We start from the raw sequence: 26,798 nt of genomic DNA, 5'->3' as shown, positions 1-26,798 counted from the left end.
TACCCCCCGGGGTATATCCCACGGTACACGGATACCCCTCGGGGTATCGCATGAGGGTCGCCACAGCTGCGGCAGCCGGGCCGCGCGAGGATGAGAACCGCCAGGTCAGCGCCCTGGCGCCGGGTCCAGGACGCTCCCGGCTACGAGCCGGCGGGCGACGGTTCCACGTGGGATCCGTCCGCCCGGCGGCCTCGCCCGCGCCGGTCGTTCACTCGGCGACGTACGTGCGGCGGCTCCATTCGAAGACCCGCAGATTGTTGCCGTCGTGCTCCATGAACTCCTCGGTGGGCTCGTAGTGCTCCCAGGCGTTGCCGACGAAGAGCTTCAGCTTCGTGTCCGTGTCGTCCACGTAGCGGGTGTGCGAGGGCGGGGCGAACTGCTCGGGGCCGCCGCGGAGGATGACGTTGGGCGGGGGTGCTGACGTCATGACAGTGGTGCTCCCTTCACGTTCGTGCTGACCTGCGGTGTCGTCCGGGCCCGGACCGCCCGGCGGTGTCGCTCCCTGACAGTCTCCGGTGCGGCCGGGCACCGGGGCATCGTGCGGATCTCACAACTCGTCGAGCGAGATCAGGCCGTCCTGCACGGCCCGTGCCATGAGTTTCGCCTTGGTGCTCGCGGGGCGGCCCGCGTTGGCGTACTTGATCCGCACCCGGTCCAGATAGGTGTTGACGGTGCGTTCGGAGATGCCCAGGCCCTTGGCCACCACGCCCTTGGACTCCGCGCGGAACCACGACACGAGCACCTCCAGTTCCCGCGCCGACAGCAGGGGACGCGCGGTCGGGCGGTCGTGGGAGGGGACGGGCCGCGGCGGGGCGTAGCGGACCCCGGCGGCGGCCGCCCGGATCGCGGTCACCAGGTGCCGCTGCTCGGCCGCCCTCGTGATCACGGCGGTGGAGCCCAGATCCATCCGGGCGAGCGCGTCCTCCGGGCCGCTGCGCATGGTGTAACCGACGATCCGGCGCTGCTGTGCGACGAGTTCGTGCAGCTCGGCGCAGGTGAGACGGCCGTCGCGCGGGAGGAGTTCGAGGACGACGACGTCCGCCGTACGGCCCGGACCGTACAGCGCGACGGACACGTCCGGGCCCTCGGCGACGACCTCGATGGGCCCCTCGGCGGCCGCGCACCAGGTCGAGAGGCCCGCGCGGACGACGGGATGGTGGTCGACGAGTACGACACTGACCGGAACCGCTGGCACCACGTTCACCTACCCAATCGACGGGACGACGCGGAAGCGGCCGGCATCAGAGCGAGGCCAGCACGGCGTGCCGGAGCTGCCGCAGGTCCCGGCCCGGTTCCAGTCCCGTCTCCCGGTCCAGGACGCGGCACGCCGAGTCGTAGATGCCCAGCGCCTCGGACTTCCGGTCGGACCGGTAGAGCGCGAGCATCAGCTGCCGGTAGAAGGTCTCCCGCAGCGGGAATTCGGTGACGAGCGACCGCAGCGGGGCGATGACCTCCTCGTGGCGCCCGAGGTCGAGCCGGGCCTGCGCGAACATCTCGGAGCACTCGATCCGCATCTCGTCCAGCCGCCGGCGGAAACCCGTGACGAGCGGCCCGGACCGTACGTTGGCGAGCGGGGCGCCGCGCCACAGCTCCATGGCGCTGTCGAAACTCGTCGCCGCGGCTTCCGGTTGCCCGGACCTGGCGTCCTTGCGGCCCACCGCCATCAGCCGTTCGAAGACGTCGGCGTCGCATTCGCTCGCGGCCCGGCACAGCATGTATCCGCCCGGCCGGGTGAGGATGGGATTGCGCCGGCCCGGCCGGTCCAGGAACTTGCGGAGCCGGGAAATGCAGACGTAGAGCGTGGCCGTGGTGCGGTGCGGCGGTGTTTCGCCCCACAGTTCGCGGGAAATCTGTTCCGCCGAGACGACCTGATCGGATCGGATGAGCAGGACGGCCAGCAGGGTCGCGAGTCGCTGAGCGCCGAGCGGGGAACTCCCCCGCTCGTCGTCCACCCGGAGCGGACCCAGTATCTCGTACCGCATGTTACCCCCGTAAAGTCCGGACCGTTTTACCTGACGGACGTTCAGTACGTGCGGGCACTCACCGGGGCGCCGCGAGTTCCGGGGCGTCGACGAGCACGGCGTGGTGCAATTGCTGGAGTGCGGCGGACGGTTCGAGTCCGAGTTCCTCGACGAGTACCGTCCGTGCCGAACGGTAGACGTCCAGGGCGTCGGCTCTGCACCCGGAACGGTACAGCGCGAGCATGAGCCGACGGTAGAAGGACTCGTGCAGCGGAAGTTCCTCTATCCGCGCGTAGAGGTAGCCGATGAATTCCCGGTGCCGGCCCAGCTCCAGGCCGGTCTCGACGTAGCGCTCCATGCACTCCAGCCGGGCCTGCTCGGCCCAGCACGCGAATCCGTTGACGATGGCGCCGTCCCGCAGCTCCTCCAGGGCCGGTCCGCGCCACAGGCCGAGGCCCTCCTCGTACGCCTCGCACGCCTCGTGCAGCCGGCCGTCCTGCTGGGCGGCGCGGCCGGTGCGCACCAGGTCCTGGAAGAGGACGAAGTCCAGTTCGTCGCCGCCCAGCCGCAGCGTGTAGCCGCCACGGGCGGTCACGACGGGGCTCTCGCCGCCGCCGGGCGGCCGCAGCGCCTTGCGCAGCTGGGACACGTAGACGTGCAGGGCGGCCTGGGTCTGGCGGGGCGCGCGGGCGCCCCAGATCTCCTTCGCCAGGTCGTCGCCGCCCACCGGCTCACCGGCCCGCACCAGCAGCGCCGCCAGCAGGACCTCGACCTTGCGGGCGCCGACCAGCCGGGTCGACGTCCCTTCGGCCAGACGGAGCGGGCCGAGAATCTCGTACCTCATCGCACCGCGCTTTCCGCCGGCGGACATACACCGGCCGGGCAAGGACACATACTGTTTTCCATATGTTTTTTTAACACCCGAGAATCACCCTGTTGTCGAGCGTAGGGGAATCCGCCAGCCGGTGACACAAGTCCGGCCAGTCGGCCGGGACTTCGCCTGGCGGTAGCTCTCACGCGCCGGTCGGGGCGGGAGAAGGGCCATTCATTCGCTTGTGGCAAGGAGCATCACCGCATCATAGCTACACTTTGCGGGGCGGTGTGAGGGTCGGTCAACCGACAGCCAATAGGCCGCACCCCGGCCTATCCGGCATCCGGCACCCCCGCCACGAGCGCAGTTCCGTGCCCGCGCCATGGACCGGCGGTGCACGGGCGGACCTGCGCGAGTGCGTACCGGCAGCTTTCCGCCACTCCCCGGCGGCCGGCGGGATCGGCACATCTCATGCCCGGTTGCCCGGCTTGCACGAGTGATGTCCATTTTGCCTGACCGGGGGCGGGTAAACGTCCGAATCGCGGACGCCCGGCGACGGTTAGATCATCTTTAGGGACCGCTCCGAGAATGAATGGCGTTCCGGGCATGTCCTGCGTGCATGACAGGTGAATCCGCGATTCGCGTATGGGGGTTTCATGGCCGGTCCACGCCCAGCCCTCGCACCGCCGACGCCTTCCGCTTCCACCGCATCCACCGCTTCCACCACATCCACCGCCTTCCCCGCCGCCGCGCCTCCCACGGCGTCCCCCGTGATGCCCGTCGCGATCGTGGGGATGTCCTGCCGGCTGCCCGGCGCGTCCGGTCCCGAGGCCTTCTGGGCGCTGCTGCGCGACGGCCGGGACGCCGTCGGGCCCGTGCCGGAGCACCGGCTGCCGGTACCGCCGGGGGCGGCGCCCTGGACCGCGGGGCTGCTGGACCGCGTCGACACCTTCGACGCCGCCTTCTTCGGCATAGCGCCGCGCGAGGCCGTCGCGATGGACCCGCAGCAGCGGCTGATGCTCGAACTCGCCTGGGAGGCCGCGGAGGACGCGGGCCTCGACCCCGCCGCGCTCGCGGGCAGCCGCACCGCCGTCTACACCGGCGCGATCTGGGACGACTACGCGGCGCTGCTGCGCGGCCGGGACGCGGACGGGCCCGGTGGCACGCGCGGTCCCGGCGGCAGCGGCCGGCACACCATGGCGGGCCTCCAGCGCGGCATCATCGCCAACCGCGTCTCGCACCGGCTGGGGCTGCGCGGCCCGAGCATGACGGTGGACACCGCGCAGTCCTCGGGGCTGGTCGCGGTGCACCTGGCGTGCGAGAGCCTGCGCGGCGGGGAGGCCGACCTCGCCCTCGCGGGCGGCGTCAACCTCATCCTCGCGCCGGAGAGCATGCGGGCGGCCGAGGGGCAGTTCCGCGGCTTCGCGCCCGGCGGACGCTGCCGGACGTTCGACGCCCGCGCGGACGGTTTCGTCCGCGGCGAGGGCGGCGGCATGGTGCTGCTCAAACCGCTGGCCGCCGCGCTCGCCGACGGCGACCCGGTGATCTGCGTCATCGCGGGCAGCGCCGTCAACAACGACGGCGCGACCGTCGGTCTCACCCGGCCCGACCCCGGCGCGCAGCAGGAGGTGCTGCGGGAGGCGTGGCGGCGGGCCGCCGTCCGGCCCGCCGACCTGCAGTACGTCGAACTGCACGGCACCGGCACACCCGTCGGCGACCCCGTCGAGGCCGCCGCGCTCGGCGCCGCGCTCGGCGGGCGCCCGGCCGACGCGCCGCTGCGGGTCGGCTCGGCGAAGACCAACCTGGGCCATCTGGAGGCCGCCGCGGGGATCGCGGGCCTGCTCAAGACCGCACTGAGCATCCGTCACCGCCACCTGGCGCCGAGCCTGCACTTCACCGCGCCCAACCCCGCGATCCCGCTGGACGCGCTGGGCCTGCGGGTGCAGACCGGGTACGAGCCCTGGCCCGACGAGGCGCGCCCCCTCACGGCGGGGGTCAGCTCCTTCGGGATGGGCGGCACGAACTGCCATGTCGTCCTCACCGAGCCCCCCGCCCGCCCGGAGCCTCCCGCGAAGGAGGTCCGCGGCATGCCGCCGGTCACCGCGTGGGCCGTGTCGGCGGCCACCCCGCAGGCGCTGCCCGGCCAGGCCGCCGCCCTGCGCCGGCACCTCGCGGCCCACCCCGGCACGCACCCGGTGGACGTCGGCCACGCGCTCGCCACCATCCGGACGGCCTTCCCGCACCGGGCCGTCCTGCTCGGCCCGGACGAGGCCGCGCTCCTCGGCAGGCTGGACGCGCTGGCCGCCGGGCAGGAGACGACGGGCCTCGTGACGGGCCGTACGCACCCGGGCGGCGTCGCCTTCCTCTTCAGCGGCCAGGGCAGCCAGCGCGCCGGCATGGGCACCGAACTGTCCGCCGCCCACCCCGTCTTCGGCGACGCGCTGCGCGAGGTGTGCGCCGCCCTGGACCCGCTGCTCGGGGTCCGGCTGCTGGACGTCATGGCCTCGTCCGCCGCGGCGGACCCCGCGGGCGGCACCCTGCTGGACCGGACGGAATTCACGCAGCCCGCGCTCTTCGCCTTCGAGACCGCGCTCTTCCGCCTCGTCGAGTCCTGGGGCCTGCGGCCCGGCCACCTGCTGGGCCACTCGGTCGGCGAGATCACCGCGGCGCACGTCGCCGGGGTGCTGTCGCTGCCGGACGCGTGCGCGCTGGTCGCCGCGCGCGGACGGCTCATGCAGTCCGTCACCGCGGACGGTGCGATGGCCGCGTGGCAGGCCACCCCCGAGGAGGCCCTCGACGCCCTCACCGGCCACGGCGGGCGCGTGGGCCTCGCGGCCGTCAACGCGCCCTCGTCGGTGGTCGTCTCCGGCGACCGCGACGCGGTGGCCGAGGCCACCGCCGCCTGGCGGGGTCGCGGCCGCAAGGCCACGCTGCTCAAGGTCAGCCACGCCTTCCACTCCGCCCATCTGGACGGTGTGCTCGACGAGTTGCGCGAGGTCGCCGCCGGGCTGGACTTCGCGCCGCCCGCGATCCCCGTCGTCTCCAACGTGACGGGCACGCTCGCCACCGCCGAGCAGCTGCGCTCCCCCGACTACTGGGCCGACCACGCCCGCCGGACCGTCCTCTTCGCGGACGGCGTCCGGCACCTGTGCGACGCGGGCGTGAGCACCTTCCTCGAACTCGGCCCCGACGCCTCCCTCACCGGCATGGCGCGCGAGGTCGCCGCCGCGCACGCGGGCGACGGTCCCGCCCCCGCGGCCCTCGCGGTCCAGCGCCGCGGCCGCCCCGAGACGGAGACGTTCGCCACGGCGATGGCCCAGGCCCACGTGCGCGGCGCCGACATCGACTGGCAGGCCTGCTTCGCCGCCCACACCCCCCGCCGGGCGAGCCTGCCGACGTACGCGTTCCACCGCGAACGCCACTGGCCCGACGGCCTGCCGGGGCCAGCACCGACCACATCCCCACCCGGTGAACCGGTTGAGGGCACGGGCCGTACGGCGGGCGGCCGTTCGGCGCCCGGGGACGCCCCCCGGGCGGGCACGGACGCTGACGCCCACGGCACGGCACCGGACGCAGGCGCCGCCGAAGCCCACGCGAACGGCGGCGCGCCGGGCGGCCCGCGGACCTGGGGCACGTCCGAAGAGCGCGCGCACGACGCGGGCGCGAGTCGCACGCAGGGCGCCCCGCGGACCGGAGGCACGTCCGAAGAACGCGCGGACGCCACGGGCACAAGCCGCACACCGGACAACCCGCGGACCGGGGACACGCCCGAAGAACGCGCGCACGACGCGGGCACGAGCCACGCGGACGACCACGTCCCGGCCCGAAAGCCGCCGGACGGAACGCCGGCTGGAGACGCGTCCCGAGAGCGCGCGCACGACGCGGCCGCGAGTCGCACGCAGGGCGCCCCGCGGACCGGGAGCGCGTCCGAAGAGCGCGGGGCGAGCCGTCCGGACGGGACGGCCCCTTCGGCGGACGCCGGACTGCCGGGCCGCAGCGCCTCCGCGCCCGGCGGCGGCGCCGGCGAGGGCTCGACCGGCCGGACGCTCCCCGCGCCGACGGAGCAGGGCGGCGGGGACGACAGGAATGCCGGTGACGTGCTGGAGCTCGTGCGGGCGCAGGCCGCGCTCGTGCTGGGGTACGACGGGGCCGGGCGGGTGGACCCCGAACTGACCTTCCGCGAGCTGGGTTTCGACTCGCTCGCGGCGACCGAGCTCGCCGAGCGGCTCACCGCCGCCACGGGCGGCACGGTCGCCGCCACCGCGACCTTCGACCACCCCACGCCCCGCGCCCTGGCGGCCTGGCTGCACTCCGGACGTGCCGGTCTGCGGGACGCGGAGCCCGCGGGGCGCCGCCCGGCGGCCGGGGAGGCCGTCGCCATCGTTGCCGTGCACTGCCGCTATCCGGGCGGCGCGGACTCCGGTGAGGCGCTGTGGCGGCTGGTGGACGGGGCCGGCGACGCGGTGGGCGACTTCCCCGCCGACCGGGGCTGGGACGTCGCGGACGGCGACAGCGCCACAAACCGGGGCGGCTTCCTCGCGGACGCGGGCGACTTCGACGCGGACTTCTTCGGCATCAGCCCGCGCGAGGCGCTGGCCATGGACCCGCAGCAGCGCGTCCTGCTGGAGGTGTCGTGGGGCCTGCTGGAGCGGGCCGGTATCGCGCCGGGCTCGCTCAAGGGCAGCGCGACGGGTGTCTTCGTCGGCGCCACCACCGCCGACTACGGCCCGCGGCTGTACGAGGCCGCGTCCGACCTCGGCGGGCACCTGCTCACGGGCAGCACGCCGAGCGTCGTGTCGGGCCGGGTGGCGTACGCGCTGGGTCTCCAGGGCCCCGCCCTCACCGTCGACACCGCGTGCTCGTCGTCGCTGGTGGCCATCCATCTGGCCGCGCGGGCGCTGCGTGAGGGCGAGTGCGACCTCGCGCTCGCGGGCGGCGCGACGGTGATGGCCACGCCGGGGATGTTCCTGGAGTTCTCCCGGCAGGGCGGCCTCGCCCCGGACGGCCGCTGCAAGCCCTTCGCCGCCGCGGCCGACGGAACGGGGTGGAGCGAGGGTGTCGGCCTCGTCCTGCTGGAGCGGCTGTCGGACGCGCGGCGCAACGGCCACCGCGTCCTCGCCCTCGTCCGCGGCTCCGCGGTCAACCAGGACGGCGCCAGCAACGGCATCGCCGCCCCCAACGGCCCTTCCCAGCAGCGGGTCATCCGCCAGGCGCTGGCGAACGCGGGGCTCGGTCCGGAGGACGTGGACGCCGTCGAGGCGCACGGCACGGGCACGACGCTCGGCGACCCGATCGAGGCGGAGGCCCTGCACGCCGCCTACGGGCGGGAACGGGAACGGCCCCTGCTGCTGGGCTCGATCAAGTCCAACATCGGCCACACGCAGGCCGCCGCGGGCGTAGCAGGTGTCATCAAGATGGTCATGGCCATGGAGCACGGACGGCTGCCCGCCAGTCTCCATGTCGATGAACCGACTCCGCACGTCGAGTGGTCCGGGGGCGTCGAGCTGCTCACCGAGGCCGTCGAGTGGCCCGACACCGGCCGCCCGCGCCGTGCCGCCGTCTCCTCGTTCGGCATCTCCGGCACCAACGCCCACCTCGTCCTCGAACAGGGCGACGCGGAACCGGAGTCCGCACCCGAAGCCGACGCGGGCGAGGTCGTCCCCTGGGTGCTGTCCGCCCGCACCCCGGAGGCCCTGCGCGCGCAGGCCGCGAACCTCGCCGCGCACCTGACCGCACCCGGGTACAGGGCCCCCTCCCCCGCCGACATCGGCTGGTCGCTCGTCGCGACCCGTTCGGCGGACCGCTGCCGGGCGGTGGTCTGCGGCACCGACCACGCGGAACTGCTCGCGGGGCTGCGGGCGGTGGCGGAAGGCCTCCACGCCGAGCCGGTGTCCGCGGCGGAGGGCGCGGTCATGGTCTTCCCCGGCCAGGGCTCGCAGTGGCTCGGCATGGCCGTCGAACTCCTCGACACCTCGCCCGTGTTCGCCGCCCGCGTCGCCGAATGCGCGCGGGCGCTCGGCGACTTCACCGACTGGTCGCTCGCGGATGTGCTGCGCGGGGCGCCGGGCGCGGCCGACATCTCCCGGGTGGACGTGATCCAGCCCGTGCTGTGGGCGGTGATGGTGTCGCTCGCCGCCGTGTGGGCCCACCACGGGGTACGGCCCGCGGCCGTCGTCGGCCATTCGCAGGGCGAGATCGCCGCTGCCTGCGTCGCCGGGGGCCTGTCGCTGCGGGACGGCGCCCGGGTCGTGGCGCTGCGGTCGCGGGCGCTGCGCGCGCTCGCCGGGCAGGGCGCGATGGCCTCGCTGGCCCTGAGCGGTACGGAGGCCGAGCGCTTCCTCACCGGCCTGGGGCCCACCGCCGACCGGGTGACCGTGGCCGCCTACAACGGGCCCGCGTCCACGGTCGTCTCCGGGCCGCCGGAGCAGGTCGCGGCCGTCGTGGCGGCGTGCGAGGCGGCGGACGGCCGGGCGCGCGCCATCGACGTCGACTACGCCTCGCACGGCCCCCAGGTCGAGGCGCTCGCGGACACGATCCGCGCCGACCTCGCCGGGCTCCGCCCCGGCGCGTCGGGGCCGGCCTTCTACTCGTCCGTCACCGGCGCGGCGCAGCCGACGGACGCGCTGGACGCGGACTACTGGTTCACCAACCTCCGCCGCCCGGTGCGCTTCACCGCGGCCGTCGCATCCCTGCTGGCCGCGGGGCACCGGGTGTTCATCGAGGTCAGCCCGCACCCGGTGCTGCTGCCTGCGCTGCGCGACTGCGTCGAGGAGGCGGACGTGGCGGCCGCCACCGTCCCGACGCTGCGCCGCGAGCAGGGCGGCCCGCGGCAGGTGGCGCGCGCCCTCGGCGACGCCTACGCGGCGGGGCTCGCGGTCGACTGGACCCGCTGGTTCGGGGGCGGCGACGGCGAGGGCCGCCCCGCGCGGACGGTCGGGCTGCCGACGTACCCCTTCCAGCGGCAGCGGTACTGGCTCGCGCCGGACGAGGGGCGCCGCACCCCGCCCGGGTCCGGAGCCGGCAGCCGGCCCGCCGGGCACCCCCTGCTGACCTCCGCGGTCGAACTCGCCGACGGCGGGCTCGTCCTGAGCGGCCTGCTGCCCGCCGCTCCCGGCGGCGCCGGGTGGCTGGAGGGTCACACGGTCGCGGGCGTCGCCCTCGTACCGGGCGCGGCCCTGGTGGAGTGGGCGCTGCTGGCCGCCGACCGGTGCGGCGCCGCCACCCTGGACGAGCTGCTGCTGCGCGCGCCCCTCGCGCCCGCGGGACCGGAGGGCGAGGTTCTCGCGCAGGTCGCCGTGACGGCCCCCGATCCGGGGGGCCGCCGCACACTGCGCGTCTCCTCCCGCCCCGCCGCCCGGACCGGCGGTGGCGGCTGGACCCTCCACGCCGAGGGCACTCTGACGCCCCCGGCGGAGGAGCCGTCCGCCGGGTTGGGGACGCAGACCGGCGCGGGCACCGCCGACGACCCGCGGACCGCCCCCACGGAGCACCCCGTGCCCTGGCCGCCCCGCGGTGCGCGGGCCGTGGACGTCGGGGCCGGGTACGAGCGGGCCGAGGAGCGCGGGTACGGGTACGGGTCCGCGCTGCGCGCGGTCCGGTCACTGTGGCGGGACGGCGACGGGCTCGCGGCGGACGTCGTGCTGCCCGAACCGGTCGCCGCCGCCGAGGGCGACGACTTCGCCTTCCACCCGGTGCTGCTGGACGCCGCGTTGCAGTGCCTGTTCCTCGCGGACGGGCCGGAGGCCGCCGACCGGCTGTGGCTGCCCTTCGCGTGGGGGCCGGTCCGGCTGCACGCGACGGGCGCCCGCGCCGCCCGGGTCCGGCTCACACCGCTCGGCGGCGCCGAAAGCGGCCCCGAAGAGCGCGAGTTCCGGCTCACCCTGACCGATCCGGCGGGCGCCCCGCTGCTCGACGCCGCCTCGGTGCTGCTCCGCCCGCGTACGGCGCGGAGCCTGCGGGAGGCGGTGGCCGAACTGCGGGCACCGGCCGCGGGGACGCCGGGGGCGGTACCGGTGCGGCGGGTCGCCGCGGCGCCGGAGCCGGACGGCGGCAGCGGCTGGGCGGGGCGGCTCGCGGGGCTGGCGCCCGCGGAGCGGCACCACACCGTGCTGGGGCTGGTGCGCGGGCATGCCGCGGCCGTCCTCGGGCGGGCCGACGCCGGGGCGATCCGTGCCGACGTGTCCTTCAAGGAGCTGGGGTTCGACTCGATGACCTCCGTCGAACTGCGCGACCGCCTGGTGGCGGACAGCGGGCTGCGGCTGCCGGCCGCGGTCGTCTTCCGGCACCCGACGCCGGAGCGGCTGGCGCGGCTGCTGGAGGACCGGCTGGCCCCGCGGCCACCCGCGCCGGAGAAGGCCACGCAGGCGCAGTCCCCCCAGGAGAAATCCCCGCAGGACAAGCCCGCGCCGCCCGACGCGGCGGACCGGCTGGCGTCGGCGACCGCCGACGAGCTGCTGGCCTTCATCGACAACGAGCTCGGCGCCGTCGCCGACCCGCACTCCCGTCCGCACTCCTCCCGCTGAAGGCAGGTGACGCGTGGTCAGCGAAGCGCAACTGGTCGAGTACCTGCGCCGGGTGACGACCGAGCTGCACGACGCCCGGACCCGGCTCCAGGAGCTGGAGCGGGGCCGGCACGAGCCGGTGGCCGTCGTCGGCATGGCGTGCCGCTTCCCCGGCGGGGTGCGCTCGCCGGAGGAGCTGCGGCGCTTCGTGCGCTCCGGCGGCGACGCGATCGGCGACTTCCCCACCGACCGGGGCTGGCAGCTGGAGGGCCTCTATCACCCGGACCCGGCCCACTTCGCGACGAGTTACGTCTCGCAGGGCGGCTTCCTGGACGACGTCGACCGCTTCGACGCGGGCTTCTTCGGCATCAGCCCGCGCGAGGCGCTGGCGATGGACCCGCAGCAGCGGGTCGTCCTGGAGCTGGCGTGGGAGGCGCTGGAGCACGCCGGGATCGTGCCGGCGACGCTGCGCGGCGGCCGTACCGGGGTGTACGTGGGGGTGTCGAGCGAGGACTACGTCTCGGGGCTGCCGCGGATCCCGGAGGGCTTCGAGGGCTTCGCCACGACGGGCAGCCTGACGAGCGTGATCTCCGGGCGCGTCGCCTACACCTTCGGTTTCGAGGGCCCGGCGGTGACCGTGGACACCGCGTGCTCGTCGTCGATGGTGGCGATCCACCTGGCCGGGCAGGCGCTGCGGCAGGGCGAGTGCTCGCTCGCGCTGGCGGGCGGGGTGACGGTGCTGTCGACGCCGCTGATGTTCACCGAGTTCTGCCGCCAGCGCGCGCTGTCGCCGGACGCCCGCTGCAAGCCCTTCGCCGCCTCGGCGGACGGCACGGGCTTCTCCGAGGGCTCGGGTCTGCTCGTGCTGGAGCAGCTGTCGGACGCGCGGCGCAACGGGCACGAGGTGCTGGCGCTGCTGCGCGGCTCCGCGGTCAACCAGGACGGCGCGAGCAACGGCCTCACCGCCCCCAACGGCCTGGCGCAGGAGGACGTGATCCGGCGGGCGCTGGAGAGCGCGGGCCTGTCGGGCGCGGACGTGGACATGGTCGAGGCGCACGGCACGGGCACCCGGCTGGGCGACCCGATCGAGGCCGAGGCGCTCATCGCCACCTACGGTGCGGACCGGCCCGCGCGGCATCCGCTGTGGCTCGGCTCGATCAAGTCCAACATCGGCCACACGCACGCCTCCGCGGGTGTCGCGGGCACCATCAACACCGTCATGGCGCTGCGTGACGGCGCCCTGGCGCCCACGCTGCATCTCGACGAGCCCACCGACCACGTCGACTGGAGCGGCGGCACGGTCCGGCTGCTGACCGGCCCGCGCGCGTGGCCCGACACGGGGCGGCCGCGCAGGGCGGCGGTGTCGGCGTTCGGCGTGTCCGGCACCAACGCGCACCTCATCCTCGAACAGGGCCCGGACGACGCTTCGGAGCCCGAGGCGGGGACGCCCGAGGCGGGGACGGAGCCCGGTGTGGTCCCCTGGCCGGTCTCCGGCCGGACGGAGGCGGCGCTGCGGGCGCAGGCCGCACGGCTGCGGGCGTTCCTGGACGGCGAGGGCGCGGCGAACGGCGCCGCCGACACCGGGTGGTCGCTCGCGACGCGCCGCACGGCGTTCGAGCACCGGGCGGTCGTCGTGGGCGGCGACCGCGCGGCGCTGCTCGCGGGCCTGGACGCGCTCGCGGCGGGCGCCCCGGACCCGGCGGTCGTCCGCGGCACGGCCGGGAGCACGGGCCCCGGCCCGGTGCTGGTCTTCCCCGGCCAGGGATCGCAGTGGCTCGGCATGGGCGTCGAACTCCTCGCCGCCTCACCGGTGTTCGCCGCCCGCGTGGCCGCGTGCGAGCGGGCCCTCGCCCCGTACGTCGACTGGTCGCTGACCGGGGTGCTGCGCGGGGAGGACGACGCGGCGGACCTGTCGCGGGTGGACGTGGTCCAGCCCGTGCTGTGGGCGGTGATGGTGTCGCTCGCGGCGGTCTGGGCGGAGCACGGCGTGGTGCCCGCCGCCGTGGTGGGCCATTCGCAGGGCGAGATCGCCGCGGCCTGCGTCGCGGGCGCGCTGACGCTGGAGGACGGCGCGCGGGTGGTGGCGCTGCGCGCGCGGGCGCTGCGGTCCCTCGCCGGACAGGGCGCCATGGCCGCGCTGGGCTGCGGGGCGCTCGAAGCCGCGAAGCTGGCCGCCGAGCACGCGCCGCAGGTGGCCGTGGCGGCGGAGAACGGCCCCTCGTCCACGGTGGTGTCGGGCCCGCCCCAGCAGGTCGCCGACCTGGTCGCGGCGGCCACCGCGGCAGGCCTGCGGGCGCGGGCGATCGACGTCGACTACGCCTCGCACGGCCCGCAGGTGGACGGCATCGCGGAGGAGCTGGCGGACGCCCTCGCCGGGGTCGCCGGGGTCGGCTGCGACGTCGCCTTCTACTCGACGGTCACCGCGTCGCGCACCGACGGCTCCCGCCTCGACGCGGACTACTGGTTCACCAACCTGCGCCGGCCGGTACGCCTCGCGGACACCCTGCAAGCGCTGCTCGCGGACGGCTACCGGGTGTTCGTCGAGGCCAGCCCGCACCCCGTACTGCTGCCGGGCCTCCAGGAGTGCTTCGAGGCGGCGGGCGTCCCCGCCGTCGCGACCGGCACGCTGCGCCGCGACGAGGGCGGACCCGAGCGGCTGTGCCGGGCGCTGGCCGAGGCGCACACCGCGGGCGCCGCCGTCGACTGGGCACCCTGGTACGCCTCCGCCGGACGCGCCCCGCGCCCGGTGCCGCTGCCCGCGTACGCCTTCCAGCGGGAGCGCTACTGGCTGCCGTCGGCCGCACCCGCCACCACGGCAGCGGGCCCGGCCGGGGGCGGCGGCGGGCACGCGCTGCTGCCGGTGTCCGTGCCCACCGCGGACGGCGGGCTGCTGCTCGCCGGGCGCCTCGCACCCGCCGCGCACGCCGGGTGGCTCGCCGGACACGTGGTCGCGGGCCTGCCCCTGGTGCCGGGCGCGGTGCTCGTCGAGTGGCTGCTGCGGGCCGCCGACGAGGCGGGCTGCGGCGGCGTCGAGGAGCTGGCGCTCCAGGTGCCGGTCGCGCTCCCCGAATCGGGCGGGCTGCTGGTGCAGGTCCTCGTCGACGGCCCGGACGACGACGGACGCCGGTCCGTACGCGTCTGCTCGCGGCCGGACGGCGCCGGACCTGGCACCGCCGCGGACTGGACGTGCCATGTGACAGGCACGCTCGCGGCGCGTGCGGACACACCCGCGCCGCCGGGCCTGGACGGAGCCTGGCCGCCGCCGGGCGCGGAAACGGTCGCGACCGAGGATTTCTACGAGCGGGCGGCCGCCGCCGGTTACGGCTACGGCGAGGCCTTCCGCGGGCTGCGGGCGGCATGGCGCGACGGGGCGGACACCCTCGCGGAAGTGACGCTGCCGGAGAGCGCGGCCGAGCAGGCGGGCGGCTTCGGCGTCCACCCCGCCCTGCTGGACGCGGCGATGCAGCCGGTACTGCTCGGCTCCACCGTGGACGACGGCACGGTGCTGCTGCCCTTCGCCTGGAGCGGGGTACGGCTGTGGGCGGACGGCGCGACGCGCGTACGAGTGCGGTTGTCCCCGCGACCGGAGGGGCTGCGGGTGCTGATCGCCGACGCCGCCGGTGCGCCCGTCCTGAGCGCGGACGCGGTCGCCCTGCGCGAGACCGCCGCCGGGCACCTGCGCGCCGCGAGCCGCACACCGGGCACGGACGGCCTGCTCGCCCTACGGTGGGCGCCGCTGCCCACCACCACGCCCCCCGCCCCCCTGCGACTCGCGGTACTGGGCGACGCCCTCCCCACCCTGCCCGGAGCCGACCGCCACACCGACCTCGCCGCCCTGGCCCGCGCGATCAGCTCAGGAGCGGCGACCCCGGACGTCGTCCTTGCGGGGGTGGACACGGGGGCCGAACGGCCCCCCGGTTCCGCCGCCCAGGCCGAGGCGACGGGCCCGGCAGGAGCCATCGGGCGCCACGCCGAACCCGCCGCCCGCACCCAGGCGACGGGCTCGGGAGAGGCCGCGCCCGAGGCGTCCTCGGAAGCCGAACGCGCCGCCGAGCCCGGCGCCTTGCTCCGGACGACGGACTCGGGAGAGGCCGACCCTCATGCCCATGTGGCCGAGGTACCCGGGGAAGCAGGGCCACACGCCGGGACCGCCGCGACCGAGGCGTCCTCGGGAGCCGAACGCGTCGCCGGGCGCGGCGCCCTGCTCCGGACGACGGACTCGGGAGAGGCCGACCCTCACGTCGGTGCCGAGGTACCCGCGGAAGCCGGGCCCGGCGCTTTGGCGGTGGGCCGGGGGGCGACCGTCCCCGAGGTCGTCCGTGCCGGGGTGGAAGGGGATGGCGCCTTCGACGCCGGGCGGGGGCTGGGGGCCGCCGGTGACGCGTTGGCGCTCGCTCAGGAGTGGCTCGCGGGTGAGGCGTTCGAGGGGATCCGGCTGGGGTGGGTGACGCGGTGCGCCGTCGCGGCGGAGGGCGGGGGCGAGCCGGTGGACCCGGCGGCAGCCGCCGTGTGGGGGCTCGTGCGCAGTGCGCAGACGGAGCACCCGGGCCGCTTCCTGCTCGTCGACCTGCCGGGGGCGGATTCCGGTGCCCCGCTGCCGGACGCGCTGGCCGCCGCGGTGCGGGAGGGTGAGCCGCAGATCGCCGTACGGGCCGGGCGCGTCCTCGTACCGCGGCTCGAACCGGCGGCTGCGGACGCCGAGTTGGCGGCTCCCGCCGGGGTGCCCGGGTGGCGGGTGGTGGCGGGCCGGACCGGGCCCGACGATGTGACGACCGCGCCGAGCCCGCGCGCGTCCGCGCCGCTCGCGGCGGGGCAGGTGCGGGTCGCGGTACGGGCCGCGGGCCTCAACTTCCGTGACGCGCTGATCGCCCTCGGGATGTACCCCGACCCCGCGGCGACGCTGGGCATCGAGGGCGCGGGCGTGGTGCTGGAGACCGCGCCGGACGTGACGACGGCGGCACCGGGCGACCGGGTGATGGGGCTGTTCGACGACGCTTTCGGCCCGGTCGCCGTCGCGGACGCCCGGATGCTCGCGCCCGTGCCCGCCACATGGGACTTCCGTGCCGCGGCCGCGAGCCCGGTGGCGTACCTCACGGCGTGGTACGGCCTGGTGGAGCTGGGCGGGCTCGGTGCGGGCGAGCGGGTGCTGATCCACAGCGCGACCGGCGGCGTCGGCACGGCCGCCGTCCGTATCGCCCGGCACCTGGGCGCGGAGGTCTTCGCGACGGCGAGCCCCGCCAAGCACGGGGTGCTCGACGCGATGGGCATCGACGCCGCGCACCGGGCGTCGTCGCGGGACGCGGGCTTCGAGGAGGCGTTCGGCTCCGCGACCGGCGGGCGGGGCGTCGATCTCGTGCTCAACAGCCTCGCGGGCGAGCTGACCGACGCGTCGCTGCGGCTGCTCTCGCCCGGCGGGCGGCTCGTCGAGATGGGCAAGACGGACCTGCGCGACCCGGAACTGGTCGCGCTCCAGCACAGCGTGGAATACCGCGCCTTCGACCTCGTCGCGGACGCCGGTCCGGAGTGCGTCGCGGCCATGCTCGCCGACCTGGGCGAGCTGTTCGCGGCCGGCACGCTCGCGCCGCCGCCCGTCACCGCGCACCGGCTCGGCCGGATCCGGCAGGCGCTGCGCGAGCTGACCGAGGCCCGGCACACCGGCAAGCTCGTCCTGGACGTGCCGCCCCCGCTCGACCCGGACGGCACCGTGCTGGTCACCGGCGGCACCGGCACGCTGGGCGGCCTGGTGGCCGAGCACCTGGTGCGGGCCCACGGCGTACGGCACTTGCTGCTGCTCGGCAGGTCCGGGCCCGCGGCCCCCGGCGCCGCCGGGCTGACGGAGCGGCTGACCGCGCTCGGCGCCCGGGTCCGGGTGGCCGCGGCGGACGCGGGCGACCCGGCGGCGCTGCGGGAGGCCGTCGCGGGCATCGGCCCGGCGCACCCGCTCACCGGGGTCGTGCACGCGGCGGGCGTGGTGTCCGACGCGATGCTGGCCTCGCAGGACCCGGCGCGGCTCGCCGAGGTGTGGGCCGCGAAGGCCGCGGGCGCGGCGCATCTGCACGCGCTCACCGAGGGGCTGCCGCTGGGCATGTTCGTCCTCTTCTCCTCCTTCGCCTCGGTGCTCGGCACCCCGGGACAGGCCAACTACGCGGCCGCCAACGCCTTCTGCGACGCGCTCGCCGAACGGCGGCAGGCCGCGGGCCTGCCCGCGGTGTCGGTCGGGTGGGGCCTGTGGGCCACCGCGAGCGGGCTCACCGGGCGGCTCACCGACTCCGACGTGGCGCGCATCGCCCGGCAGGGCATCGCGCCCAACAGCACCGAGCAGGGCCACGCCCTCTTCGACGCCGCGCTCGCGCACGGCGGCCCGGCCCTGCTGGCCCTCGGCCTCGACACCGCCGCGCTCGCCGCCCAGCCCGCCGCCGCGCTGTCCCCGCCGCTGCGGGCGCTGGCCGCGACCGCGCGGGCGGGTGCCGGTACCGGTGCCGCCGCCGCCCGGCCCGCCGCCTCGGCCGGGCAGGCGACGGTGGACTGGCCCGCCCGGCTGGCCGGACTCGCCGCGGGCGAGCAGCGGCGGCTGCTCACCGACCTCGTGCGGCAGCACGCGGCCACGGTGCTGGGGCACTCCGACCCGGCGGCGGTGCCCGCGGAAGCGGCGTTCAAGGAACTGGGCTTCGACTCGCTCACCGCCGTCGAACTGCGCAACCGCGTCACCGCCGCGACCGGGGCGCGCCTGCCCGCGACCGTCGTCTTCGACCACCCGGCCGCCGAGGCGCTCGCCGAGCACCTGCGCACCCTCCTCGCCCCGGACGACACCCCCGCCGGCGGGCCGCGGGACGCGTACGCGCCCGTACTCGGCAGCCTCACCGACCTCGAAAGGGCACTGGAGGCGGTCGCTGACGGCGATCCGGCGAGCGGTACGGGAACGGGTACGGAGGGCGGCGGCCCGGACAAGGTCACCCGGCGGCTGGAGGCCCTGCTCGCGCGGTGGAAGGCCGCGCACGCGGCGGCCCCGAACGGCGCGGGCGCGAACGGCGCACGGGCCGCGGAACGGCTGCACGACGCGACGACCGACCAGGTCTTCGACTTCATCGACAAGGAACTCGGCCTGTCATGAGCCCGGATTCACCGCGCCCCGATTCCCCGCTGCCCGAAGCCCCGCACCGGACGCCGCCCCGGTACGGCCGCCGCGCGGTGCCCGTACCCGAGGTCACCCGGGGTCCGGCGCGGCGACGGGCCGCAGCCCGCGACGTACCCCCGCACCACGGCCCCCGGCTCGACCTCGGCCATTCCCGGCAACCACAGCAACTCCGGCAACTCCCGGCATCGGAAGGTGCGGTGACACGACGTGACCACTGAGGCCACGCACGAGCGACTGGTCGACTACCTCAAGCGGGTCGCCGCCGATCTGCACGACACCCGGGCACGGCTGCGCGAGGTGGAGGACGCCCGGCACGAGCCGGTCGCCGTCGTCGCCATGGCCTGCCGCTACCCCGGCGGCGTCGAGTCGCCCGAGGACCTGTGGGAGTTGGTCGCCTCCGGGCGGCACGCGATGACGTCCTTCCCCGCCGACCGCGGCTGGGACCTCGACCGGCTCTTCCACCCCGACCCCGCCCACCCCGGCACCAGTTACGCCCGCGAGGGCGGCTTCCTGCACGACGCGGCCCTCTTCGACCCGGAGTTCTTCGGCATCAGCCCGCGCGAGGCCGCGGCGATCGACCCGCAGCAGCGGCTGCTGCTGGAGGTCGCCTGGGAGGCGCTGGAGCGGGCGGGCATCCCCGCGGTGTCGCTGCGCGGCGCGCCCGTCGGTGTGTACGCGGGCACGGCCCTGCCGGGCTTCGGCACCCCGCACGTGGACCCCGCCGCCGAGGGCCACCTCGTGACCGGCAACGCGCCCAGCGTGCTGTCCGGCCGGATCGCGTACACCCTCGGCCTGGAGGGGCCCGCCGTCACGATCGACACGGCGTGCTCGTCGTCGCTGGTGGCGCTGCACCTGGCCGCGCAGGCGCTGCGCGGCGGGGAGTGCGACCTCGCCCTCGCGGGCGGCGTGACGGTGATGACGACGCCGTACGTCTTCACCGAGTTCGCGCGGCAGCGCGGCCTGGCCGCCGACAGCCGCTGCAAGGCCTTCGCGGAGGGCGCCGACGGCACGGCCTTCGCCGAGGGCGCGGGCCTGCTGGTCCTGGAGCGGCTGGCGGACGCGCGGCGCAACGGCCACCGGGTGCTCGCGGTGCTGCGCGGCTCGGCCGTCAACCAGGACGGCGCCAGCAACGGCCTGACCGCCCCCAACGGTCTCGCGCAGCAGCGCGTCATCCGGCAGGCGCTGGACAACGCCCGGCTGACGCCCGCCGACGTCGACGTGGTCGAGGCGCACGGTACCGGCACCGCCCTCGGCGACCCCATCGAGGCGCAGGCGCTGCTCGCGGCGTACGGGCAGGACCGGCCCGCCGACCGGCCGCTGCGGCTGGGCGCGATCAAGCCCAACATCGGCCACACGCAGGGCGCGGCGGGTGTCGCGGGCGTCATCAAGATGGTCATGGCGATGCGGCACGCGACCCTGCCCGCGCTGCTCCACGCCGACCGCCCCACCCCGGTCGTCGACTGGACCACGGGCGCGGTACGGCTGCTGGCCGAGCCCCTCCCCTGGCCCGCGGGCGACCGCCGCCGCAGGGCCGGGGTGTCGTCCTTCGGCATCAGCGGCACGAACGCCCACCTGATCCTGGAGGACATGCCCGCGGAGCCGACCGTCCCGGCGGACGGGCCGGGGGCGGCCCCCGGCCCGTCCGCCGGGACGCCCGTCGGGGTCACGACCGCAGCCGTCACGGGCACGACCGGTTCCGCCCCCACGACGCCGCCGACCGAGACGGACGGCGGGAACACCGGCTCCGCCGTCGGCGCCGCCACGAGCGACGCGGGGCAACCGGGCGGCGCCGCCGCGCAGGCAGCTGCCAGGTCCGGGCCCGCCGACTCCCTTACGGACGCGGCCGGTTCGACCGCCGCCGACGCGGACGCCGCCGGAACGGCCGCGGGTGCCGGTCACCGCACCTCAGCCGCCTCCACCGGCGCGGAGCACGCGGCGAACCCTGGTACGGGCCCCGCCGTGCCGTGGGTGGTCTCCGCGCGCAGTGCGGGCAGCCTGCGGGCGCAGGCGGCGGCGCTCGGCGCGTACACCGCGGCGCGTCCGCAGGCGCCGGTGGACGCGATCGGGCGGGCGCTGGCCGTCAGCAGGTCGCTGCTGGAGCACCGCGCGGTCGTCCTGGGCGCGGACCGCGGCGAGTTGGCGGCGCGGCTCGCGGATCTCGCCGAGGGCCGGGCGCATCCGGCGGTGTGCGTGCCGGGGAGCGCGGTCCGCCGGGCGGGCAGCGCGTTCCTCTTCACCGGGCAGGGCAGCCAGCGTCCGGGCATGGGGCGTGAACTGCACGCCGCCTACCCGGTGTTCGCCACGGCCTTCGACGAGGCCTGCGCCGTGCTGGACCCGGTGCTCGGGCGGTCGCTGCGCGAGGTGGTCTTCGCGCCGCCCGGCGGTGCGCAGGCCGCCACCCTGGACCGTACGGAGTTCACGCAGGCCGCACTGTTCGCGGTCGAGGTCGCGCTGCACCGGCTGGTGGAGTCCTTCGGGGTGGTGCCCGGATACGTCGTGGGGCATTCGGTGGGCGGGCTGGTGGCCGCGCACGTCGCGGGTGTGCTGTCGCTGCCGGACGCGGCGCGGCTGGTCGCGGCCCGCGGGCGGCTGATGCAGGCGCTGCCCCCGGGCGGGGCGATGGTCGCCGTCGAGGCCGCCGAGGAGGATGTCGCGGAACTGCTGGCCGGGCGCGAGGACGAGGTGTCGCTGGCGGCCGTCAACGGGCCCCGGGCGGTGGTGGTCTCCGGTGACGAGGAGGCCGTCACGGACATCGCGGAGACGATGCGCGGACGCGGGGCGCGCACCCGGCGGCTGCGGGTCGGGCACGCGTTCCACTCGCCCCGCGTCGAGCCCGTGCTCGCCGAATTCCGGGAGATCGCGGCCTCGTTGACGTACGCGCCGCCGCGCATCGCCGTCGTCTCCGACGTCACGGGCGCCCTCGCGGACGCCGCGCAGCTGTCCGACCCGGACTACTGGGTGCGGCACGCGCGGCAGCCGGTGCGCTTCCGGGACGCGGTCGGGGCGCTGCGCGCGGAGGGCGTGTCGCGCTTCCTGGAGCTGGGCCCCGACCCGGTGCTGGGCGCCATGGCCCGCGGCTGCCTGGCGGCGGAGGAGCCGCCGGGCGAGCCCGCGGTGCTGGCCTGCGCGCTCCGTGAGGGCCGCGACGAGCCGCGGACGCTGCTCACCGCGCTGGCCAGGCTGCACACGGACGGCGAGAGCGTGGACTTCTCCGCCGCCTTCCCCGCCGGGAGCGCGGTCGCCGACCTGCCGACGTACCGCTTCGACCGCCGCCGCTACTGGCCGTCCGCCACGGGCCGGGAGGCCGATGTGCGGTCGGCGGGACTGGAGCGCAGCGGACACCCGCTGCTCGGCGCCGTCGTCGAACCGGCGGGCGGCGGACTGCTGCTGACGGGCCGGCTGGCGCTGCGCGACCGGCCCTGGCTCGCCGACCACGCCATCGTCGGCCATGTGCCGCTGCCCGGCACGCTCTTCGTCGAACTCGCCCTGCACGCGGGCGCCCTGGCCGACTGCCCGCAGGTCGAGGACCTGACGCTGGAGGCACCGCTGCTGATGCCCGCGACGGGCGGGGTGGAGGTGCAGGTGGCGGTGGCCGCCGGGGACACGTCCGGGCGGCGCGCGCTCACCGTCCACTCCCGGCCCGCCGAGGACGACGCCCCCGAGGACGGCAGCCCGGAGGCGGCCCGCCCCTGGCAGCAGCACGCGACGGCGACCCTCGCCCCGGCGGGCGACGCGCCGCCCGCCGCCGAGTGGCCCGGACAGTGGCCGCCGCCGGACGCGCAGGCCCTCGACGTCGCCGCGCTGTACGAGCGGCTCGCCGGTGAGGGCTACCGCTACGGTCCCGCCTTCACCGGGCTGCGCGCGGCCTGGCGGGCGGGCGACGAGATCTTCGCCGAGCTGGCCCTCGGCGAAGGGCAGCACGCCGAGGCCGCGGGCTACGCGCTGCACCCCGCGCTGCTGGACGCCGCCCTGCACCCGATCGGCGACCTGTTCACCGCCGCACACCAGGCGGGCGGCGCGCCCGGCACCGTCCGGCTGCCCTTCGCCTTCGACGGCGTCCGGCTCACCGCCCGCGGCCGCTCCCGGCTCCTGGCCCGGATCACCCCGACGGGCCCGGACACCGTGGCGCTGCGGCTGCGCGACGACAGCGGCGCGGAGGTCGCCGCCGTCGGCACGCTGACGCTGCGCACCGTGGCCGCCGACCGCTGGCGCGCCGCGACGGGGGCCGCGGAACGCTCCCTGCACCGCGTGGAGTGGGAGCCCCTGCCGCTCCCCGCCGCCGGACCGCTCCCGGCCGCACGCTGGGCGGTGGTCACCACGGCGCCCGCCGAGGACGGTACGGGCCCCGACCGCACGCCAGCTGGTGCGGACCCGGCACAGGCCGACCCCACCGGCCTGGTGCACACGGGCCCGACCGGAACCGGGCGCGGGCCCGACACGAGCCCGGCGCAAGCCGGCCCCCCTTCCACCCGCACCCGCACCGGCGGCCCGGTCGACGGCCTGCCCGCCGCCGGCCCCCGCACGGACCCCGCCGACCGGCTCACGGGTGAGGCGCCCGCACGGCACCACGGTCTCGGTGCCCTGCGGGCCGCGCTCGCCGCCGGGGAGGCGGCCCCCGACATACTCGTGCTCTCCGTCGCGGGGGAGCCCGGCGGGGAGGCGCCCGCGCGGGCGCGGGCGGCCGTGCTCGGCGTGCTCGCGGTGCTCCAGGAGTGGCTGGAGCAGGACGTGTTCGCGGGGTCCCGGCTGGTGGTCCTCACCGCGGGTGCGGTCTGTACGGGGCCGCAGGACGCGCCGTCCGACCCGGCGGGGGCCGCGGTCTGGGGGCTGCTGCGGGCCGCGCAGGCCGAGCACCCCGGGCGCATCGTCCTCGCGGACGTGGACGGCGGCACCGAGGCGACCTGGGACGCGCTCAGGGCCGCGACCGCAGGGGACGAGAACCAACTCGCCGTGCGCGGCGACCGGTTGCTCGTCCCGCGGCTGGTCCTCGCACCGTCCGACGCGGACGCGCCGCCCGCGGCGCCCGATCCCGACGGCACCGTGCTGATCACCGGCGGCACGGGCGCGCTCGGGCGGCTGGTCGCCCGGCACCTGGTCGAGACCCACGGCGTCCGGCACCTGCTGCTGGCGGGCCGGAGCGGGCCGGACGCCGAGGGCATCGCCGACTTCGCGGCCGGGCTGGCCGCCGACGTCCGGGTGGAGCGGTGCGACGTCACCGACCCCGCCGCGCTGGCCGCCCTGCTCGCGCGCGTACCGGACGCGCACCCGCTCACCGCCGTGGTGCACGCCGCGGGCGTCCTCGACGACGGGGTGGCGGGCGCGCTGACGCCCGCGCGGCTGGACGCCGTCATGGCGCCCAAGGCGGAGGCGGCCTGGCACCTCCTCCGGCTCACCCGCGACGCGGGCCTCGCGGCCTTCGTCCTCTTCTCCTCCGCCGCGTCGGTCCTGGGCAGTCCGGGGCAGGGCAACTACGGGGCGGCGAACGCCTTCCTGAACGCGCTCGCCGAGAACGTCCGCGCCGAAGGCGGCACCGCGACCGCCCTGGCCTGGGGCCTGTGGGGGGACGGGACGGGCATGACCGGGCACCTGGGCACCGCCGACCTCGCCCGGATGTCCCGCTCGGGCACCGCCGCGATGTCGCGGGAGCAGGGCCTCGCCCTCTTCGACGCGGCGCTCGGGCAGCCGCACCCCGTGCTCGTCCCGGCCCGTTTCGACCTCGCGGTGCTGCGCGGACAGGCCGCCGCGGGGCCGCTGCCGCCGCTGCTGCGCCGCCTCGTCCGCACCCCCGGGCCCGCCGCCACCGCGGGTGCGGCGCCGACCGCTCCCGCGCAGCGGCTGACGGGGCTGCCCGCGGCGGAGCGCGAGCGGATCCTGACGGAGCTGGTCCGCGACCAGGTCGCCACCGTCCTGGCCCATCCCGACCCCGCCTCGGTCGAGTTGGGCCGGACCTTCCAGCACCTCGGCCTGGACTCGCTGACCGCGCTGGAGCTGCGCAACGCGGTGACCGCCGTGACCGGCGTGCGGCTGCCCGCGACGGCCGTCTTCGACTACCCGACCCCCGAGGCCCTGGTACGCCACCTGCTCGCCCAACTCCCGGACGCGGACGCGGAGTCGGCGGCGCCCGCTCCCGCCCCGCCCGCGACCCGCACGCACACCGACCCCGTCGTCATCGTCGGCATGGCCTGCCACTACCCCGGGGACGTCCACTCCCCCGACGCGCTGTGGCAGTTGGTCGCCGACGGGGTGGACGCGGCCGGCCCCTTCCCGACCGACCGCGGCTGGGACCTGGCGGGGCTGTACGACCCGGATCCCGAGCAGCCGGGCCGCAGTTACACCCGCGAGGGCGGGTTCCTGCGCGAAGCCGCGCTGTTCGACGCGGAGTTCTTCGGCATCAGCCCGCGCGAGGCGCTCGCCACTGACCCGCAGCAGCGACTGCTGCTGGAGACGGCGTGGCAGGCGTTCGAGCACGCCCGCATCGACCCCTCGACGCTGCGCGGCAGCCGTACCGCCGTCGTCACCGGGATCATGTACGACGACTACGGGGCGCGCTTCCTCGGCCGCATCCCGGCGGGCTACGAGGGCCAGATCATGACCGGCAGCACGCCGAGCGTGGCCTCGGGGCGGCTCGCCTACACCTTCGGCCTGGAAGGGCCGACCCTCACCGTCGACACGGCGTGCTCGTCGTCGCTGGTGGCGATGCACCTGGCCGCGCAGGCGCTGCGCGAGGGCGAGTGCGACCTCGCGCTCGCGGGCGGGGCGACGGTGATGGCGACACCGAACACCTTCGTGGAGTTCTCCCGGCAGCGCGGCCTCGCCCCCGACGGCCGCTGCAAGCCCTTCGCCGCCGCGGCCGACGGGACGGGCTGGGGCGAGGGCGCGGGTCTGCTGGTCCTGGAGCGGCTGTCGGACGCCCGCCGCAACGGCCACCGCGTGCTGGCGGTGCTGCGCGGCTCGGCGGTCAACCAGGACGGCGCCAGCAACGGCCTGACCGCCCCCAACGGCCCTTCCCAGCAGCGCGTCATCCGCCAGGCGCTGGCGAACGCGGGGCTCTCCCCGTCCGAGGTGGACGCGGTTGAGGCGCACGGCACGGGCACGAAGCTCGGCGACCCGATCGAGGCGGAGGCGCTGCACGCCACCTACGGGCAGGAGCGCGAACGGCCGCTGCTGCTCGGGTCGATCAAGTCCAACATCGGCCACACGCAGGCCGCCGCGGGTGTCGCCGGGGTCATCAAGATGGTCATGGCCATGCGACACGGGCGGCTCCCCGCGAGCCTGCACATCGACGCGCCGACCCCGCACGTCGAGTGGTCCGGCGGCGTCGAACTCCTCGCCGAGGCCGTCGACTGGCCCGACACCGGACGCCCCCGCCGCGCCGCCGTCTCCTCCTTCGGCATCTCCGGCACCAACGCGCACATCGTCCTCGAACAGGGCGACGGGGAACCGGAGTCCGCGCCCGCCGCGAGCGAGGGGACGATTCCCTGGGTGTTGTCCGCCCGCACCCCGGAGGCCCTGCGCGCCCAGGCCGCGAACCTCGCCGCCCGCTTCCCCGTGGACGACGTGGCGCGGGTGGGCCGGTCGCTGGCGACGACGCGTACGGCGTTCGACCACCGCGCGGTCGTCGTCGCCGAGGACCCCGCGGCGCTGCTGGCGGGCCTGGAGAAGCTGGCCGCGGACGAGCCTGACCCCGCGGTCGTCACCGGGAAGGTGGTGCCGCTCGGCGCGGGTCCGGTGTTCGTCTTCCCGGGCCAGGGCTCGCAGTGGCCCGGCATGGGCGTGGACCTCCTGGACGGCTCACCCGTCTTCGCCGCCCGCATCACCGAGTGCGAGCAGGCCCTCGCCCCTTACGTCGACTGGTCGCTCACCGAGGTCCTGCGGGGCACCTCACCCGCCGACCCCGACCGCGTCGACGTCATCCAACCCACTCTCTGGGCCGTCATGGTGGCGCTGGCCGCCGAATGGCAGGCCCACGGCATCCACCCCGCCGCCGTCATCGGCCACTCACAAGGCGAGATCGCCGCCGCCACCGTCGCCGGAGCCCTCACCCTCAACGACGCCGCCCGCGTCGTCGCCCTCCGCTCCCAAGCCCTACGCGCCCTGTCCGGACAAGGCGCCATGGCCTCGATCACCTTCAGCGCACAGGAAGTGCAGGACCTGCTCGACGAGTTGGGCACCGCCGTGGTGGACGTGGTGGTCGCCGCCCACAACGGCCCGCGCTCCACCGTAATCTCGGGCCCGCCCGACCAGGTCGCCACCGTGCTGACCGCAGCGGACGAACGCGGCGCGCGCACCCGCACGATCGACGTGGACTACGCCTCCCACGGCCCCCAGATCGACCAACTCCACGACCACATCCTCACCACCCTCGACGGCATCACCCCCCAACCCACCAC

Annotated in this window: 7 protein-coding genes; 3 read left to right on the top strand and 4 right to left on the bottom strand. The window is 76.6% G+C overall.

Annotated elements, in window-relative coordinates:
* Nucleotides 1-208 precede the first annotated feature (208 nt).
* From ACWERV_RS31140 to ACWERV_RS31125, 4 genes are all read right to left on the bottom strand, one after another.
* A complete protein-coding gene (locus ACWERV_RS31140) occupies nt 209-427 on the bottom strand; it encodes a DUF5988 family protein (RefSeq protein WP_398189171.1) in 219 nt (72 codons plus the stop codon).
* Nucleotides 428-547: 120 nt separating this feature from the next.
* On the bottom strand, nt 548-1,195 hold the full coding sequence (locus tag ACWERV_RS31135) for a LuxR C-terminal-related transcriptional regulator (RefSeq protein ID WP_398189168.1): 648 nt from the start codon (nt 1,193-1,195) through the stop codon (nt 548-550).
* A 46-nt stretch (nt 1,196-1,241) separates the two neighbouring features.
* On the bottom strand, nt 1,242-1,982 hold the full coding sequence (locus ACWERV_RS31130; protein WP_452939424.1) for an AfsR/SARP family transcriptional regulator: 741 nt from the start codon (nt 1,980-1,982) through the stop codon (nt 1,242-1,244).
* Between the two features lie 58 nt (nt 1,983-2,040).
* Nucleotides 2,041-2,805, bottom strand: a complete 765-nt coding sequence (locus ACWERV_RS31125) for an AfsR/SARP family transcriptional regulator (RefSeq protein ID WP_398189163.1) — start codon at nt 2,803-2,805, stop codon at nt 2,041-2,043.
* A 740-nt stretch (nt 2,806-3,545) separates the two neighbouring features.
* Here ACWERV_RS31125 and ACWERV_RS31120 point away from each other — a divergent pair.
* From ACWERV_RS31120 to ACWERV_RS31110, 3 genes are all read left to right on the top strand, one after another.
* The gene (locus ACWERV_RS31120) at nt 3,546-11,294 is read left to right on the top strand and encodes a type I polyketide synthase (RefSeq protein ID WP_452939421.1); all 7,749 of its coding nucleotides are present in this window, start codon (nt 3,546-3,548) and stop codon (nt 11,292-11,294) included.
* Nucleotides 11,295-11,307: 13 nt separating this feature from the next.
* Nucleotides 11,308-18,384 (top strand): SDR family NAD(P)-dependent oxidoreductase, encoded by a 7,077-nt coding sequence (locus ACWERV_RS31115; RefSeq protein WP_452939419.1) that lies wholly within the window; start codon nt 11,308-11,310, stop codon nt 18,382-18,384.
* Between the two features lie 231 nt (nt 18,385-18,615).
* The coding region (locus ACWERV_RS31110) for a type I polyketide synthase (RefSeq protein ID WP_452939416.1) at nt 18,616-26,798 on the top strand (8,183 nt) is incomplete at its 3' end.

This window comes from Streptomyces sp. NPDC004031 (assembly GCF_053604375.1).
Note: the sequence above shows the minus strand (reverse complement) of the source record. Positions and strands in the feature narration are given on the sequence as shown.

Bases quoted from the DNA above. Each gene is read 5' to 3' on its own strand.
- ACWERV_RS31125 (WP_398189163.1), bottom strand. From the start codon at position 2,805: ATGAGGTACGAGATTCTCGGCCCGCTCCGTCTGGCCGAAGGGACGTCG.
- ACWERV_RS31130 (WP_452939424.1), bottom strand. From the start codon at position 1,982: ATGCGGTACGAGATACTGGGTCCGCTCCGGGTGGACGACGAGCGGGGG.
- ACWERV_RS31140 (WP_398189171.1), bottom strand. From the start codon at position 427: ATGACGTCAGCACCCCCGCCCAACGTCATCCTCCGCGGCGGCCCCGAG.
- ACWERV_RS31120 (WP_452939421.1), top strand. From the start codon at position 3,546: ATGCCCGTCGCGATCGTGGGGATGTCCTGCCGGCTGCCCGGCGCGTCC.